The organism is Kribbella sp. NPDC051137 (assembly GCF_040682535.1).
GTDB lineage: Bacteria > Actinomycetota > Actinomycetes > Propionibacteriales > Kribbellaceae > Kribbella > Kribbella karoonensis.
This window is the reverse complement of the sequence record NZ_JBFBBI010000004.1, coordinates 825,889-841,898: the sequence shown is the minus strand read 5'-3', so window position 1 is coordinate 841,898 and position 16,010 is coordinate 825,889. Positions and strand designations below refer to the sequence as shown.

Annotated in this window: 12 protein-coding genes; 3 read left to right on the top strand and 9 right to left on the bottom strand. The window is 69.5% G+C overall.

What is annotated here, in order from left to right; genetic code table 11:
• Positions 1-6 precede the first annotated feature (6 nt).
• Entirely contained in the window at positions 7-1,047 is a 1,041-nt protein-coding gene (locus AB0M51_RS25155; protein ID WP_344194824.1) for a LacI family DNA-binding transcriptional regulator, read from the bottom strand.
• Between the two features lie 168 nt (positions 1,048-1,215).
• Here AB0M51_RS25155 and hrpB point away from each other — a divergent pair, with 168 nt between their 5' ends.
• Positions 1,216-3,801, top strand: coding sequence for an ATP-dependent helicase HrpB (gene hrpB / locus AB0M51_RS25150; protein ID WP_344194826.1), 2,586 nt, complete (start codon positions 1,216-1,218; stop codon positions 3,799-3,801).
• A gap of 38 nt (positions 3,802-3,839) precedes the next feature.
• Here hrpB and AB0M51_RS25145 read toward each other — a convergent pair whose 3' ends face one another.
• The 7 genes from AB0M51_RS25145 to AB0M51_RS25115 all read right to left on the bottom strand — a co-directional run bounded on the left by AB0M51_RS25145 (position 3,840) and on the right by AB0M51_RS25115 (position 13,212).
• The gene (locus AB0M51_RS25145) at positions 3,840-5,282 is read right to left on the bottom strand and encodes a glycoside hydrolase family 28 protein (protein ID WP_344194828.1); all 1,443 of its coding nucleotides are present in this window, start codon (positions 5,280-5,282) and stop codon (positions 3,840-3,842) included.
• 31 nt (positions 5,283-5,313) lie between these two features.
• Entirely contained in the window at positions 5,314-7,770 is a 2,457-nt protein-coding gene (locus AB0M51_RS25140; RefSeq protein ID WP_344194830.1) for a glycosyl hydrolase family 28 protein, read from the bottom strand.
• Positions 7,771-7,812: 42 nt separating this feature from the next.
• Positions 7,813-9,369: a family 43 glycosylhydrolase gene (locus tag AB0M51_RS25135; RefSeq protein ID WP_344194832.1), complete on the bottom strand. Its 1,557-nt coding sequence runs from the start codon at positions 9,367-9,369 to the stop codon at positions 7,813-7,815.
• 32 nt (positions 9,370-9,401) lie between these two features.
• The gene (locus AB0M51_RS25130; RefSeq protein ID WP_344194834.1) at positions 9,402-10,724 is read right to left on the bottom strand and encodes an extracellular solute-binding protein; all 1,323 of its coding nucleotides are present in this window, start codon (positions 10,722-10,724) and stop codon (positions 9,402-9,404) included.
• 75 nt (positions 10,725-10,799) lie between these two features.
• Positions 10,800-11,378, bottom strand: coding sequence for a hypothetical protein (locus AB0M51_RS25125; RefSeq protein WP_344194836.1), 579 nt, complete (start codon positions 11,376-11,378; stop codon positions 10,800-10,802).
• On the bottom strand, positions 11,375-12,235 hold the full coding sequence (locus tag AB0M51_RS25120; protein ID WP_344194838.1) for a carbohydrate ABC transporter permease: 861 nt from the start codon (positions 12,233-12,235) through the stop codon (positions 11,375-11,377). Before AB0M51_RS25120 ends, AB0M51_RS25125 begins: the two co-directional genes overlap by 4 nt.
• Positions 12,236-12,237: 2 nt before the next feature.
• Entirely contained in the window at positions 12,238-13,212 is a 975-nt protein-coding gene (locus AB0M51_RS25115; protein ID WP_344194840.1) for a sugar ABC transporter permease, read from the bottom strand.
• Positions 13,213-13,422: 210 nt separating this feature from the next.
• Here AB0M51_RS25115 and AB0M51_RS25110 point away from each other — a divergent pair, with 210 nt between their 5' ends.
• Positions 13,423-14,418, top strand: coding sequence for a LacI family DNA-binding transcriptional regulator (locus tag AB0M51_RS25110; protein ID WP_344194842.1), 996 nt, complete (start codon positions 13,423-13,425; stop codon positions 14,416-14,418).
• On the top strand, positions 14,415-15,401 hold the full coding sequence (locus tag AB0M51_RS25105; protein ID WP_344194844.1) for a LacI family DNA-binding transcriptional regulator: 987 nt from the start codon (positions 14,415-14,417) through the stop codon (positions 15,399-15,401). Before AB0M51_RS25110 ends, AB0M51_RS25105 begins: the two co-directional genes overlap by 4 nt.
• A 39-nt stretch (positions 15,402-15,440) precedes the next feature.
• Here AB0M51_RS25105 and AB0M51_RS25100 read toward each other — a convergent pair whose 3' ends face one another.
• Positions 15,441-15,974, bottom strand: coding sequence for a hypothetical protein (locus tag AB0M51_RS25100; RefSeq protein ID WP_344194846.1), 534 nt, complete (start codon positions 15,972-15,974; stop codon positions 15,441-15,443).
• Positions 15,975-16,010 lie beyond the last annotated feature (36 nt).

Sequence of the window (16,010 nt, the reverse complement as noted above, 5' to 3'; positions counted from 1 at the left end):
TGGGCCCTACTCGGAGCGGGGTGGCGCACCGGTCGTCACGCGGACTCGCAGTGTGGTCGCCAGTTCTTGGTGTCGCGGTGGACTTGTCCGGCCGGCCAGGAGGGACAGCAACTGCTCTGCCGCGCGACGGCCCTTCTCCTCGTGGGGCTGACTGACCGTGGTGAGAACCCGTGCTGCCGGGATGTCGTCGTACCCGGCGATCGAGACGTCGTCCGGAACGATGAACCCGCGCCTCTCCGCGGCACGCAGCGCGCCGAGCGCCAGCTGGTCGGTCATCGCCAGGATCGCCGTGGGCCGGTTCTTGACCCTGAGGAGCGCTGTGGCCAACCGGTAGCCGTTGTCCTCGGAGTTCTCCCGGGCCTCGACGACCGGGACACCCTGCCAGGACAGACCGGCCTTCTCGACGGCGGCGCGGTACCCGCGCAGCCGGGCTGCCGTCGTACTGAAGGTGATCGCCTCCTGCCGCGCCTTCGTAGCGCGGCCGCCGGCCCGGTCGCGGTCGAACTCGGTCGCGATCACGGCGAGCCGGCGATGACCGAGCGACACCACGTGCTCGGCGAGTGCCCGGCACGCCTTCTCGTCGTCGACCCCGATCCACGGGAGCGAGTCGATCCGCGGCTGATCCACCAGGACGAGCGGCATCCGCCGATCGATCGCCGCGGCCAGGACCGGGTCGTCGTCGGCTACGGAGTACACGATCAGCCCGTCGATCGTCGACCGACCGACCGCGGTCGCGGCAGCGTCGGCCGAGGAGGTGCTCGGGATCAGCACGAGTTGCTGGCCGTTGGCCTCGCAGACGCGACTGACCCCCTGCAGGAACAGCACCGCGCCGGGGTCCGAGAACGCGTACGACAGCCGGTCGGTGTACATCACACCGATCGAAGCGGACCGGCCGAGCCGCAGACTCCGCGCGGCCGCGTCGGGGCTGCTCAGCCCGAGCCGGGCGGCTTCCGCCAGCACTCGTTCGCGGAGCGCCTCGGACAGCTGGTCCGGCCGGCTGAAGGCGTTCGACACCGTGGTGATCGAGACCCCTAGCGACTCGGCCACCAGTTTCAGGGTGGCTCGACGCTGCGGTTGAGCCGACGGTGGGTCCGCCTCGGGAGTCTGGCGGCCTTGGCGCGGCGACATGACTTGAACCTTACAGTACGGACCCGCGGTCACGTCTGGCTCGACGCGGCGGCTTGGGCTCCGATCTTGGTCGGATAGCGTCGGGGTGTGTTGCTGCCTGAGTCGTCGGTGCCAGGGGCTGATCTACCGGTCCGGGCGGTCTTGCCCGCCACGGTCGATGCGGTGCGTTCGGGCGGTACTGCGGTGTTGGTTGCGCCGCCCGGGTCGGGAAAGACCTCGCTGCTGCCGCTTGCCTTGGGCGACGCCCTCGGGGGCACGATCATCGTGGCCGAGCCGCGAAGGTTGGCCACCCGCGCGGCCGCGGCCCGGCTGGCGATGCTGGTCGGTGAACCGCTCGGACAACGGATCGGCTACGCGATGCGTGGCGAACGCACCGGCGGACAGGGACTACGTGTCGAGGTGGTGACGACAGGGCTGCTCGTACGGCGTCTGCAGCAGAACCCCGAGCTGCCCGGTGTGTCGGCGATTGTGATCGACGAGTGCCATGAGCGGCATCTGGATGCCGATCTGCTGCTGGCGTTCTGCGTCGACATCCGGGCGAACCTTCGGGAGGACCTGGCGATCGTCGCGACCTCGGCCACGCCGGACACGGTCAGGTTGAGTCGTGCACTGGGCACGGACGTTCCGGCACCGGTGATCACCGCGTCTGCTGCGCTGTTCGAGGTGGCCGTCGAATGGGTCCCGCCACCGGTCGCCGTACCGCTGCTTCCTGGCGGGCGGGTCGATCCGCGGCTGCTGGATCACGTCGCGGCCGTGGTCCAGCGTGCATGGACCGAGAACGACGGCGACATCCTCGTGTTCGTCCCGGGGGAGGCGGAGATCGACGGTGTGACCCGCCGGTTGGCCGGTTGGAACGTGCTGCCGTTGTTCGGTCGCCAGTCGAAGGCTGAACAGGACCGCGCGTTGGCCGCTACCGCCACTCGGCGGATCGTGGTCACGACGTCGGTCGCGGAGAGTTCGCTGACCGTGCCCGGGATCAGGGTCGTGGTCGACGCGGGTCTTGCCCGGGAGCCGCGGACCGATCAGTCCCGTGGGCTCGGTGCGTTGGTCACCTGCCGGGTGTCGAGATCGTCGGCCGACCAGCGGGCGGGTCGCGCCGGGCGGGAGGCGCCCGGCCGGGTCTATCGGTGCTGGTCGGCCGTCGACCACACACATCTCGACGAGCATCCGGCGCCGGAGATCGCGACAGCTGATCTGGCTGGTTTCGCTCTCGACCTTGCGGCCTGGGGTGCGCCCGCCGGCGCAGGTCTGACCTTGCTGGAGGCGCCGCCGGCTGTGGCGATGACCGCGGCCACCGAATTGCTGCGTCGCCTCGAGGCCGTTGACGACAGCGGCCGGATCACCGAACGGGGACGGCGGATGGGGGCGATCGGGGCGCATCCCCGGTTGGCTCGCGCGCTGATGGACGCGACGCCGCGGATCGGCGCCGACCGGGCCCGCGAGATCGTCGCGATGCTCTCGGACGACGCCGGCCGCGACTTCGGCGACGATCTACCGGCTCGCTGGCGAGCCCTCCGCCGCGGCGCCGACCGCGGAGCCACGGCCCGCTGGCGGGAGGAAACGAAGCGCCTCAGCCGAGGCACGACGGCGGGCACGGCCCTGGCGCCACCAGCCGGCGGAGCTTCGCCGGGTGCCGCCGCGGGGGCACAGGCGGGCGGCGCGTCGGCGGGGTCCTCGCGGCCGGCGGCCGTCGTACCGGATGATCTGGCGGTGGGGGTTGTGGTGGGGCTGGCGTATCCGGATCGGATCGGGAGGGTTCGGGGAGTCGGGTCGGCGACGTACCAGATGTCCGGTGGGACGGGGGCCGCGCTGGATCCGCAGTCGCCGTTGCGGAACACGACCTGGCTGGCGATCGCCGTTGCCGACCGGGCGCCCGGTCGCGCCGACGCCAGGATCCGTTCCGCGGCACCGATCGACGAGCAGACCGCGCGAGACCTCGCGGGCGAGCTGGTCTCGACCACCGACCAGATCCGCTGGGACGACGGCCGGATCGTGACGCGGCGCGTGGAGGCACTCGGCGCGATCGTGCTCAACGACGTACCGCTGGCAAACCCCGATCCACTGCTCGTCCAAGCGGCCGTTCGCGACGGTATCCGACGCAGCGGTCTGTCCGTACTGCGTTGGTCGGAGGCCGCTCTCGCCCTTCGCCAGCGGCTCGCGTTCTGCCACGCCTACCTGGGAGCCCCGTGGCCCGCGGTCGACGACGAAGCCCTGCTGACCGGTCTCGACGAATGGCTGGGTACCGAGCTCGCCGCGGTGCGAGGCGCGCGGGATCTCTCCCACATTGACGTGACTTCGGCACTCCGGCGACTACTGCCATGGCCCGCCGCGAGTCGGTTCGGCGAACTCGCACCGGAACGGCTGGAGGTCCCCTCAGGTTCACAGGTGCGACTCACGTACGACGGTGCTGAGCCGCCGGTGCTCGCAGTCAAGCTGCAGGAAGTATTCGGCTGGACTGCCACTCCGGCCGTCGCGGACGGTCGTGTGCCCGTCGTTCTGCATCTACTGTCGCCTGCACGGCGCCCGGTCGCGATCACGAGCGATCTCGCCTCTTTCTGGAGGCAGGGCTATCCGCAGGTCCGAGCCGACCTGCGAGCCCGCTACCCCCGCCATGCGTGGCCGGAAGATCCACTCACGGCCACGCCGACCAAGCGACCGAAACCTCGCCAGTGAACGCAGCTCGGACGAGCTGACAGCCCACCGGTCAGGCCTCAGCTGATCGTCACGGGTGTTCCGTTGACGACCACGTTCTCGAACGTCACGTTGTCGCAGTTCTCGATGACGCTCGGATTGGCGGCGTTGGCGACCCGGATGTCGCGCAGGGAGATGCCGCTGATGTGGTCGTCGGCGTACCCCACGGCATACACGGGGTACTTCGCCTTGCCGACCGTCACGTTCTCCAGGGTCACGTTCCGGACCACGGGGTTGAACCCGTGTCCGGCACCCTCTCCGTAGAAGAAGTCCACCAGCAGCATGGCGTCGCCGACCTGCTTCATGGTGACGTTCTTGATGTGGACGTCCTCGATGAAGCCGCCGCGCAACGAGTTCGTCTTCAGCCGGATGCCCTCGTTGAGCTCGGTGCTGTCGACCGTGCAGTCGCGGGCGAACAGGTTCCGCACGCCGCCGGTCATCTCGCTGCCGATGGTGATCGCGCCGTGTCCCTTGAGGAACTCGCAGTCCTGGATCACGATGTTCTCCGACGGGGCGTTCAGCCGGCGCCCGTCGGTGTTCTTGCCGGCCTTGACCGCTATGCAGTCGTCGCCGGTGTCGAACGTACAGCCCTGGATCAGCACCATCGTGCACGACTCGGGGTCACAGCCGTCGTTGTTCGGACCGTGGCTGCTGGCAACGACGTCCTCGACGATCACGTCGGTGCACAGCACCGGGTGGAGCTGCCAGTTCGGCGTGTTGTGCAGCGTGATGCCGGAGATCAGCACCCGCTCGCAGTTGTACGGCTCGATGAACGACGGGCGGAGGTAGTGCCCGTCGCCCATGATCCGCTGCTCGACGGGCACGCCCCGGTTGGCCATGTCCTCGAGCGCCGCGCCGTCCGCGGTCGCGGTCGGCATCCCGGGCTTCCACCCGAACTGCGTCTTCCCCGTCCACGGCCACCAGTGCTCGTTGCTCGCCTGGCCGTCGAGTACGCCCTTGCCGGTGATCGCGATGTCGTGCTTGCCGTACGCGTAGACGAACGGCGAGTAGTTCATGCACTCGATACCGCCGTCGCGAGTGAACACGACAGGCAGGTAGGCGGCGGTGTCGGTCGAGAAGAGGATGGTCGCGCCTTCCTCGACGTGCAACTCGATCCGGCTCTCGAGGTGGATCGCGCCGGTCAGGTAGCGACCCGGCGGGACGACCACCCGGCCGCCGCTCTCGGCGGCGAGTCCGGTGATCGCGTCCTTGAAGGCTTGCGTGCAATCGGTCACGCCGTCACCAGCGGCGCCGAAGTCGGTCACGCTGACGGTACGCGCGGGGATCCGGGGCCGGTTGATCGACCGGACGATGCGGTCGGCCCGGTCCCACGGGTCCTCGGAGCTGCCGTTCGCGAGGCCGTCGACGGCGTCGGCGAACGCCGGTGTTCCCGGCAACGCGACGGCAGCGGCGGCCAGTCCGCCGATCGCAAGGAACCGGCGCCGGCTCGGTTGGATGTCCATCTCTCGCTCTCCTTCGGATGTGAACGGTGGCCTAGTGCGTACCGGCGGCGGCCGGCAGGACAGTGAAGGTGGTCTCGGCCGTGCCGTTCTGGAACTGGATGGTGAGGTGGTGCGCGCCTGTCGTGAGGCCAGAGATCAGCGGCTTCCGCAAGGTCACGACGGTGTTGACGTTCGACACGTACTGCGGAGAGATCGCGACCTGGGCGTCCGTCCCCGGCAGTACGGCGAAGTCGTCCGCCTTGGTGGCGAAGCGCGGGTACTGGTCGTCGGCCAGCGGTACGCCGTCGATCGCGATCGTGCCGACCCGCGCCAGGCTCTCGTCCGGCAGGACGTTGGTGTAGAAGCGCTCGAACGACCCGGTGGTGACGACGGTGAGACCCGCGTCGTCCGGACTCACGCGCCCGCCGGCGCCCGAGGTGACCGCGAACGTACGGTTGCCCGACGGGATCGGCCGACCGTCGGCCGTGACTCCGTCGGCCTGGTTCGTGCTGGTCCACGGGTCGGTGATCGCCCGCCCGTCGGCGGTCTCGAACGTCACGTCGTCGAACGTGCTGTCGCGCAGGTAGTCGATCCGCGGTACGCCGGTGCCGCGAAAGTGCACGTCGCGGAAATGAAGGTTGTTCGAGGCAATGAAAGCGAGCCCGGCCGCCGCGAGCTTGGCGTCGTCGTGCAAGCCGTCGACGATGATGCCGGCGGTCCGGCTGCCGTCCACCGACACCTGTGAGATGTCCCAGTCGTGGTACGACGGCCAGCGGACGTTGCTGTAGTCACCCGGGTAGTGGGTGGTGAAGATGAACGGGGCGCCGTCCATCTGGTAGCCGAGTACCAGCGGGTCGACCTTGCCGTCCACGAGGTTGGTGAGGTCGCGCATCGCGAGCCGGCGTACCGTCACGAACCGGACGCCGCCACCGGCGCCGGGCTTCGACTTGGCGCGGATCGCGTCGCTGGTGCCGACGTACACGTTGTCCTCGATCACCACGTTGTCGATCCAGCCGCTGGTCCCGCTGCCGAACGCCGTACCGCCGTGCCCGCGGGCCAGGTAGTTGTCGAACACCCAGGCCGACCCGGCGACGGCGGCGGCGCCGCCACGCTCGTACTCGGAGGAGCTGTAGGAGTTCATCACGACGTTGTCGTCGCCCGAGTTGATCACGTTGTTCAGGACCGTGAAGCCCTTGAACCGCGAGACGTTGATCGAGTCGCCGTTGTTCGTGTTGAACGTCTGCGCGGTGATGCCGTTCACGACGTAGTTGGTGACGTAGCTGAACCCGCTGAGGCTGTTCGCCGGGTTCTGCGCGCGGATGCCGCCGATGTACAGGTTGTCGACCTGGGTGCCCGCGATCAGGTTCGGGCGCTTGCCGTAGCAGGTGCCGTTGCCGCCCTGGCCGCCGGCCGACGTGCAGTACTGGTAGACCGCCTTGGCGAGCAGGCCGTTCTGCTCGATCGTGTCCCAGCCGCTCCGCTTCGACTCGGTCAGCCCGAGCTTGCCGGCGTACTCGACGTTCGGGGCCCCGTCGGTGCGGTACTGCCAGCCTTGCCCGTCCACGGTGCCGGTGCCGACGATGCGTACGTCATGCAGATGCGTCTTCGACGTACCGTTGACGTTGATCAGGTTGAGGAACTTGTTCCCGTTGGTCGCGGTGAAGCCGCTCCCGGTCGGGACGAACTGGCTGATGTCGAGGGTGGCCTCGAGGGTGCCGTCGACGCGGAGCGTGACACCGCTGCGGAGGTTGATCGCGCCGGATCGCAGTACGGTGCCGGCCGGGATGTCGACCTCGGCCGAACGCCCGGTGCCGGTCGCCGCGAAGGATCCGGCGTCGTCGATCGCCTTCTGGAGCGCCTGCGTGAAGACGAGGTTGCCGCCGTCGGCCGGCGACGGCGTACCGGGGATACCCGCGTAGCCGTCGGCGGTGACGACGAAACGCTGGGGCGCGTCCGCGGGCATGGCGAGCAACGGCACGGTGTACGCCGTACCGAGGGCGCGCTGCGTGCCGTCCCGGTGGACTCCGCGAACCTCGAAGCGGTAATCGGTGCCGCGGTGCAGGTCCGTCGCGACGAAGTTGTGGTTGACGGCCTTTACGGCATGGGCGTTGGCCGGGTCGGAGTAGAAGACACCGAACGCGCGGTTCGCCGGCGACCCGGGATTCCGGCTGGCCAGCCCGACCTGGGTGGCCGGCGAGAACGTGCTGGTGCCGTGGTCCTTCTGGCTGCGCCAGATCGCGTAGTCGGTGTACTGGGCGCTGCCCGTCGGCAGGCTCCACACGAGCGTGACGCTGAGCCGGTCGCCGGAGCCGTCGTCGGTCGTGGCGTACTGATCGATCGACTGCGGAAGATAGGTGAGCCCGTCAGGCGTTCGGTCCACGTTCACCGGAGCGGTGGCCTGGGGCTCGTCCTTCTGGGCGGCGGCCGCGGGCACGGCCGTCAGTACCCCGATGACGAGGGGCAGGGCGGCGGCCAGGGCGGCGAGGCGCCGTCGTCGTACTGCGTTCACGATCTCCTCCTTGCACGTGTACGGGTCGGACAGGACTGCGGGTCAGATCAGGGGCGGCTCCGTACCGTCGACGACGACCTCGAGCGGGCCGAAGGTGGCTGCGGCACCGGCCGCGGTGCTCCCCAGCGGCGACGACGCGAAGAGGCCGACGCGGGTACCGACCCACCGACCGGCCGTGAGCGCCAGCTCGCCGTCGAGCTCGTGCCATGGGCCGCCGTCATCGAGAGCCCAGGACGCGTGGGCGGTCGACTCGCCGTCGGTACGCAGGCACAGCCGGACTGCGCCGGACACCGGCGGGCCGACGGCCAGGACGACCTCCGGGGTGCCGGGGGCGCCGGACCGGCGCAGCGTGAGCAGGGTGGTGCCGCCGGTGCGGATGACGCCGAGCCAGACGTAGCCGGATCCCAGCAGGACGACGCCGGCCCGGCTTCCGTCGACCGACATCCGGTCCGGGTACAGCGTCGTACGTAAGGACGCCGGTTGACCCGGCAGCCGTTGCCCGAGGATGTGTCCGAGTTCGCGCAGGTCGCCGGCGTCGTCGGCGACCGCGTGGAGCGTGAGTAGCCCGTCGGCGGGACCCGCGGACCAGGCCGTGTCGGGGTTTGCGTACCAGGCCCACTGCGGGGCGAGCGGGCCGCCGAAGTCGTCGGTCCCGTACGGCAGACGGCGTACCGGACCGTCCTGCTCGGCGACGTCCGGGCTCGCGCCGACGACCACGGGCTGCCCGACGCCGTCCGGTCCCCGCTCGCCCAGCTCGGGCCATCCGTCGGCGTCCCAGGTCATCGGCTGCAGGTGCACGACGCGCCCGATCGGTCCGCGATCCTGGAAGTGCAGGAACCAGTCCTGCCCGGTCGGCGTGTCGACCCAGGCACCCTGGTGCGGGCCGTTGACCTCTGTGTTGCCCTGGGCAAGCACTGTCCGGTGCTCGTACGGACCGTGGAGGTGCCGCGACCGGAAGACGAGCTGCCAGCCGGTGGCGACGCCGCCCGCGGGGGCAAAGATCCAGTACCAGCCGTCCCGCTTGTAGAGCTTCGGGCCCTCGAGCGTCGCGAACTCGGACAGGTGGCCGCCGTCGACGATGTCGACCGCCGGACCCACGACGCCGGACAGATCGGCGCTGACCTCGATGACCGTGAGGCGGTTCTTGAACCCCGCCCGGCTCTCGGCCCAGCCGTGGACGAGCTGGACGCGTCCGTCGTCGTCCCACAGCAGGCACGGGTCGATACGGCCGCGCCCCGGCAGGACCGCGGTCGGCGCGGTCCACGGACCACGGGGATCCGTGGCGGTGACGACGAAGATGCCGTGGTCCGGGTCGGGGTACACGATCACGAACCTGCCGTCGTGATACCGGATGCTCGGTGCCCACACACCGCCGCCCGGGCGCGTCAGGGCGAAGTGCCCGGCGGGCTCGAGCCGGGGGAGTGCGTTGGCCACGTGCTTCCAGTGCACCAGGTCGGTCGAGTGCAGGATCGGCAGGCCCGGAGCCATGGTGAAGCTCGACGCGACCATCCAGAAGTCGTCGCCGACGCGGACGGCGTCCGGGTCCGAGTAGTCCGCGTCGATGATCGGGTTCCGGTAGGTCGCTGTGGTTCCGGGCATCCGGGGGCTCCTGTCTCGAGGTGGGCGGGCGATCAGGAGATGTTCGACTGGAACTTCGCGAACATCGCCTTGGCGGCGTCCGCGACGGATTCCTTGCCGAAGATCACCTTGTCGTACTCGTTCTTGAAGTCGGTGAGGCTCTGCGAGCCGCCCTCGGGGGCGACCGGCGGGCGCGAGACGATCTTGTCCGCCATCGCCTGCTCGAAGTCGTACGTCGCCTTGTCGCCGGCCTTGAAGGTCGGCGACAGCGCCGTCAGCACTGTCTGGTTCGCCGGCATGCCACGGGTGAGGCCGAGGATCTTGCCGGCCTGCGGATCGTTCAGGAAGAAGTCGATGAACTTCACGGCTTCCTTCTGGTGCGTGCTCTTGTTCGACACCGTGAGCAGTTGCGTGACACCGGCGAACGACCCGGAAGTCTTGGCGTCCGGCGCCGACGGCAGCGGTGCGAGCGCGACGTCGCCGAACCCGTCGAAGTACGACGACGCGAGTGACACGTCGTTGATCTCCGCGAGCGCGGCGCGCTTGACCAGCGGGGAGTTCGCGACCGTACGGTCGTTGGCGGTGGTCACCTTCGCGGGGGTGAGTACGCCCTCGGCGGCGAGGCCCGACGTGAAGGTCCAGAAGTCCCGCAGGTCCGTCTCGGTGAAGTTCAGCTTGCCGTCGTCGGTGTACAGGCTCTTGCCGTGCTGGAGGAGCCACGCCTCGAACCACGGGGCCTCGTCACCGAAGTCGGCCATCACGGCCTTGGTGCCTTTGGTGGCGGCTTTGACCTTCGCGCCGTCGGCCTTCAGATCGTCCCAGGTCCAGCCGGGTGCGGGCTTGGTGAGGCCGAGGGCCGTCCACGCCTTGGGGTCGTAGAACAACGCCTGGGTGGCCTGACCGGTGGGAAGCCCGTACGTCTTGTCGCCGATCTGCCCGGCGGCCAGGTACTGCTTGGGCATCGACGCGGTGTGCAGCGCAGCGTCGGAGCCTGTCGTGTACGGCGTCAGGTCGGCGATGACGCCGCGGGCCTGGTACTCCTTGAAGTACTCGAGCTTCATCTGGAAGATGTCCGGGGTGTTCCCGCCGGCGACCTGCGTCGCCATCTTCTCCCAGTAGTTGGCGTCCGGGGCGTACGACGTCTCGATCTTGACGCCCGGGTTCTTCGACTCGTACAGGTCGACCACCTGCTGGGTCGCCTTCGCGCGGTCGTCGTTGCCCCACCACTGGAACGTCAGCGTGACGTCGCTGCCGGTGCCGCCACCGGACGAGCCGGCGTCGCCACCCACTCCGCACGCCGCCGCGCCGAGCAGTGTGGCCAGTGTCGCGGTCAACGCCGCGAAGCGCCGTCCGCGTGAGCTCAGCTGTGAACTCATCATAGTGACCTCCTGAATGCTGCCCGCGGGCGCGGGCCGGATCGAATCCGTCCGGCGGCTGCCGGACGGCGAGACTCAGTGCTGGCGCACCAGGGCCGCGCCGGCCAGCGCCAGCAGCCCGGGGACGACCAGCCCGATCGGCGGTACCGACACCACCAGCAGGCCGCCGACCAGGACGGCTCCGGCGAGGAGCGCCGTACCGCGAACGTCGTCGCGTGCCGCACGCAGCGCGTCCTCGACGCAGACGCGCCAGGTACGGCCCGGGCGCCACGCGGCGGCACAACGCAACGCCAGGGCTCCGGCGACGACGGCAGCCACGGTGAGCGGTACGACGACCTGCGGTCGGTCGAGCCCGGCACCGACCGCGAACGCGTCGATCACCAGAACCAGCAGGCCGGCCGTCGGGACCACGACGCCTCCCCATCCCGTACGGAGCGCGGCCTTCCAGCGCGCCGCATAAGTACGCACGCTGACGGTCACGTCGTGGGTCTCACGCTGCCGCGCCAGGTCGGCACCCGCCGCGAGCGCGACGAACCATGTGACGATCCCGAGGCTGCCGACCGTGACGAGCAGCCCGAGGAACAGCATGTCGGCGAAAGCCGTGAAGCGACCCGCGTAGAGCCGCCCGGCGTCGGGCCGCCGTCGCGCGCTCATCCTTTCAGTCCCGACGTCGCGACGCCGTCGACCAGGTAGCGCTGGAAGGCGAGGAAGAACAGCAGCACGGGGACCAGCGCCAGGACGGACATCGCGAACATCGCGCCGTACGACGAATTGCTCGACTGGTCGATGAACAGCCGCAGCCCGAGTTGCAGCGTGTAGGTAGCGGGGTTGTTGAGGAAGATCAACTGGCCGAAGAAGTCGTTCCACGACCAGATGAAGCTGAAGATCGCCGTGGTGATGATCGCCGGGCGGATCAGCGGCAGCATCACCGAGACGAACGTGCGGTACGGCCCGGCGCCGTCGACTGTCGCCGCCTCGTCCAGCTCACGCGGTATGCCGCGGACGAACTGCACCACGAGGAAGACGAAGAACCCCTGTGTGGCCAGGAACTTCGGCAGCACGAGTGGCAGGAACGTCCCGATCAGGCCGAGCCGGTGGAAGATGATGTACTGCGGGATCAGCACCACGTGCATCGGCAGCATCAGCGTGATGATCGTGAACGCGAAGAACGGACCCTGGAGCCGGAACCGCAGCCGGGCCAGCGCATAACCGGCGAGCGTGCACGAGAACACGTTGCCGACGACGGTCAGCACCGACAGGATCAGCGAGTTCGCCAGCAACTGCCACAGTGTCAGCGATCCCGCGCCGTGCAGCGCGACCGTCCAGTTGTGCGGCGTGAAGACCTTCGGCAGCAGGGCGTCGCTCGTGAAGATCTCGCCGCTCGACTTGAACGACGCGGCGACGACCCAGGCGACCGGATACAGCAGCACCACGACGATGGCGATCATCAGTACCTGCCAGCCGACGGAGCGGCGACGACGGACAGCGGTGGGGGCCTCGGCGACCGTCATGACTACTTCTCCTCCGCGGTGTAGAAGACCCAGAAGTTCGCCGTACGGAAGACGATCAGCGTGGCGACGCCGATCACCGCGAGCAGCACCCAGGCGAGCGCGGAGGCGTAGCCCATGTGGAAGTCGGTGAAGCCTTGCTGGTACAGGTACAGCGTGTAGAACAGCGTCGAGTTGGCCGGTCCGCCGCGGCCGCCGCTGATGATGAACGCGCCGGTGAAGGCCTGGAACGCGTTGATGATCTCCAGCACGAGATTGAAGAACAGGACCGGCGACAGCATCGGCAGCGTGATACTCGTGAAGCTGCGCCAGCGGCCGGCGCCGTCCAGCGCCGCCGCCTCGTACAGCTCCTGCGGGATCTGCTTCAGGCCGGCCAGGAAGATCACCATCGGAGCGCCGAACTGCCAGACCGCGAGGATCACCAGCACCAGCAGTGCGTAGTCGGGGTTGTCGATCCAGCCTCCGGTGTGGATGCCGATCGCACCGAGACCGCGGTCCACCGCGCCGTGGTCGGTGAACAACGCGCGCCAGACGAGCGCGATCGACACCGAGGCACCCAGCAGGGACGGGGCGTAGTACGCGGACCGGTAGAAGCCGAGTCCGCGGCGGGGCTTGACCAGTAGCAGCGCGACGACGAGCGCCAGCGCCAGCTTCAGCGGGGACGACAGGAAGACGTACCGGAGCGTGACCCAGGCCGATGCCCAGAGTTCGGAGTCGCCGGCCATCCGCCGGTAGTTGCCCAGGCCGATCCAGTGCGGCGCACTGAACAAGTCGTAGTCGGTGAACGAGAGGTAGAGCGAGTACAGCATCGGGCCGATGGTCAGCAGGGCGGCACCGGCCATCCACGGCGACATGAAGACGTAGGCGGCGATGTTCGGCCGCGCCTTCCGGTGGTGCGCGGGCTCCGCGGAAGCCGGCATCTGGTCCGGCGCGCGGTCGACGGAACCGCGCGCCGATCGCGGCGGGGTGGACAGCACCACGTGATCAACTCCCGATCGAGTCGGCTGGCAGCACTGCGGGGAACCCCGCCGGCTGATTGGTGGAAAGGGTTGCATTAGTTCCACTGATGTTGCAACCCCTCATCGAGCTGTGTCCCAAATTCCCAGTTCACGGGTGATAGTTATGCTTGGAATCGATGCCAGGCGATCACGACCTGTCACCGACAGGGCAGAATGCGCGAGGGAGGCTCGATGACAGTCACGATCCGCGAGGTGGCACGCCGTGCCGGCGTGGCGGTTTCGACCGCGTCGCGCGCGCTGAGCGGGGGAGGGCCGGTCGGCGAGGCGACAGCCGAGCGCGTCCACGCCGCGGCGACGGCACTCGGCTACGAACCCAACCGCTGGGCCGCGAGCCTGCGCGGCGGGGCGACGAAGCGGATCGCGATGATCGTGCCCGACCTGCGCAACCCGTTCTTCGCGGACCTGGTCAAGGGCGCGCAGGCACGCGCCCGCGAGTTCGGGTACATGCTGTTCGTTGCCGACACCGATGACGATCCGCGCGAGGAGTCGCGGATGGTGCGCACCGTGTCCGACCGCGTCGACGGGGCCCTGTTGTGTACGCCGCGCACCGATGCCGAGCACCTCGACGTTCTCACCGGGCTGGCCCCGACCGTCCTGCTGCACCGAACGAGTGACACGACCGCGTACGTGATCAGCGACGTCGCCGACGGCGTGGCGCAGGCGGTGGCCAACCTGACCGCCCTCGGGCATCGCCGGATCGGCTACGTCGACGGTCCGCCGGAGTCGTGGTCGGCCGCCCTGCGGCGGCAGGCGATCGCCAAGGCCGGCGAGCGAGCGGGCATCGAGATCACGACCGTCGCGCAGGTCGCCGCCCGGTTCGACGGCGGGGTGGTGGCCGGCGACCTCGCCATCGCTTCAGGCGTCACGGCGGTGCTGGCGTTCAACGACATCGTGGCCTTCGGGCTGATGCACCGGCTCAGCGACCGCGGGATCGCCGTACCCGAGGACATCAGCATCATCGGCTTCGACGACGTCGCCGAAGCGCGGATGTCGACACCGGCCCTGACCACCGTCGCGCAACCGCTCAACCTGTCCGGCCGCCGGGGTGTCGAGATGCTCGTCGACCTGCTCGCCGGGCGGGAGCTCAGCGAGCGCGCGCTCGTCCTGCCCGCGCATCTCGTCGTCCGCGAAACGACCGCCGTACCGCGTCCGGAGGCGCGCCGGTGAGCGGCACGCGCGCGGCCCGGGTGACGATCCACGACATCGCCCGCGAACTGGGCATCTCCCCGTCGACCGTCTCCCGCGCACTGTCCGAGGGCGGCGTGGTCAGCCCCGCGACCCGGCAGGCCGTGCAAGACGCCGCCCAGCAACTCGGCTACGAGACGAACCGCGCGGCCCGCAGTATGTCGCTGGGCCGGATGCACGGTCTCGGCCTCATCGTGCCGGACCTCCGGGACCCGTTCTTCGCCGAGATCGCCAAGGACACCCAGTCCCGGGCGCGGGTGCTGGACACCGCCGTCTACATCGCCGACACCGACCGCGACCCGGCGGCGGAGCTCGACGTCATCCGCTCGATGCGTCGCGAGGTCGACGGATTCGTGGTGTGCGCGCCGCGGTCCGCGGACGACGCGCTGACCGCTGCACTCGACGGAGCGCCGTCGGTCATCGTGCACCGGTCCGTCGACGGTTTCGCCTGTATCACGGCCGATCTGGTCGACGGCATGCGCCAGGCGATCGCCCACCTGCGGGCGATCGGGCATCGCCGGATAGCCCACGTGACCGGCCCGGCCGGCTCGTGGAGCACTGCCGAACGGCTGCGCGGTTACGAACTCGAGGTCGAGCCGCGGGACCGCATCGTCATCGGCCCGAACGCCGACGCCTTCGAGGGCGGCGTCGCCGCTGCTGAACGCCTCCTCGCGGCCGGTGCGACCGCCGTCGTCACCTACAACGACTTCTCGGCGCTGGGTCTGCTGTCGAGGCTGACGGCCCTGCAGGTGCGGATCCCGCAGGACCTGAGCATCGTGGGGTTCGACGGGCTCGACGTCGCCTCGGTGGCACGTCCCCTGACCAGCGTCGACGTCCCCCGCGCCCGCGCCGCCCGGATGGCAGTCGACGTCCTGCTCCGGGAAGCCCCTGGCCCGCAGTCGTCGGTGGTCCTCCCCACCCAACTCATCGTCCGCGCAACAACCGGCCCGGCCCCCAGCCAGTAATCTCCGGCCGCCTTGTCGAACCTCCCTGTGAGGTCTGTGCTACTTCTTGTTGCCGGAGGCACCGCCGAGTACGGCTCCGATCAGTGTGACGAGCAGGACAGCCGCAACCGCGATCAGCGCCGCCCGCGTCCGATCGGCCGCGGCGACGGGCACCGCCGACAAGTCGATGTTCGCCACGAGTTCCCGGTTCCGGACCGCCAGGTAACCCAGTCCGGCCAGGACGGCAGCCGCGCACCAACTGAAGACCCAGACCTCGACCCCTTGACGTGCGCCGTGCGCCGGCGCCATCCGTCCACCGGCGTACCCACCCGAGAAGGCACCGATGCCCAACGACAGAACGAGAAGAGCCCACAGGCCGACGAAGAACCAGCCGCTCGCCCAATCCTGGAGCCTCGCCCAGCCGATCCACGCGCAGACGGCGCCAACCAGCGCCATCAGGAGTACCGACGTACCACTGGCCACCAGCCAGCCGAAATACGCGACCCCGAACGTTGCGCCCCGCGGCTCAGGCTCGTCCTCGTTCTCGTCGGCGTCCTCGGGGACTTCCACGTCGCCCTCGTCGACCGTGCTCACGCCGGGCCACAACAGCTCATCCAGCCCGACCTGAAC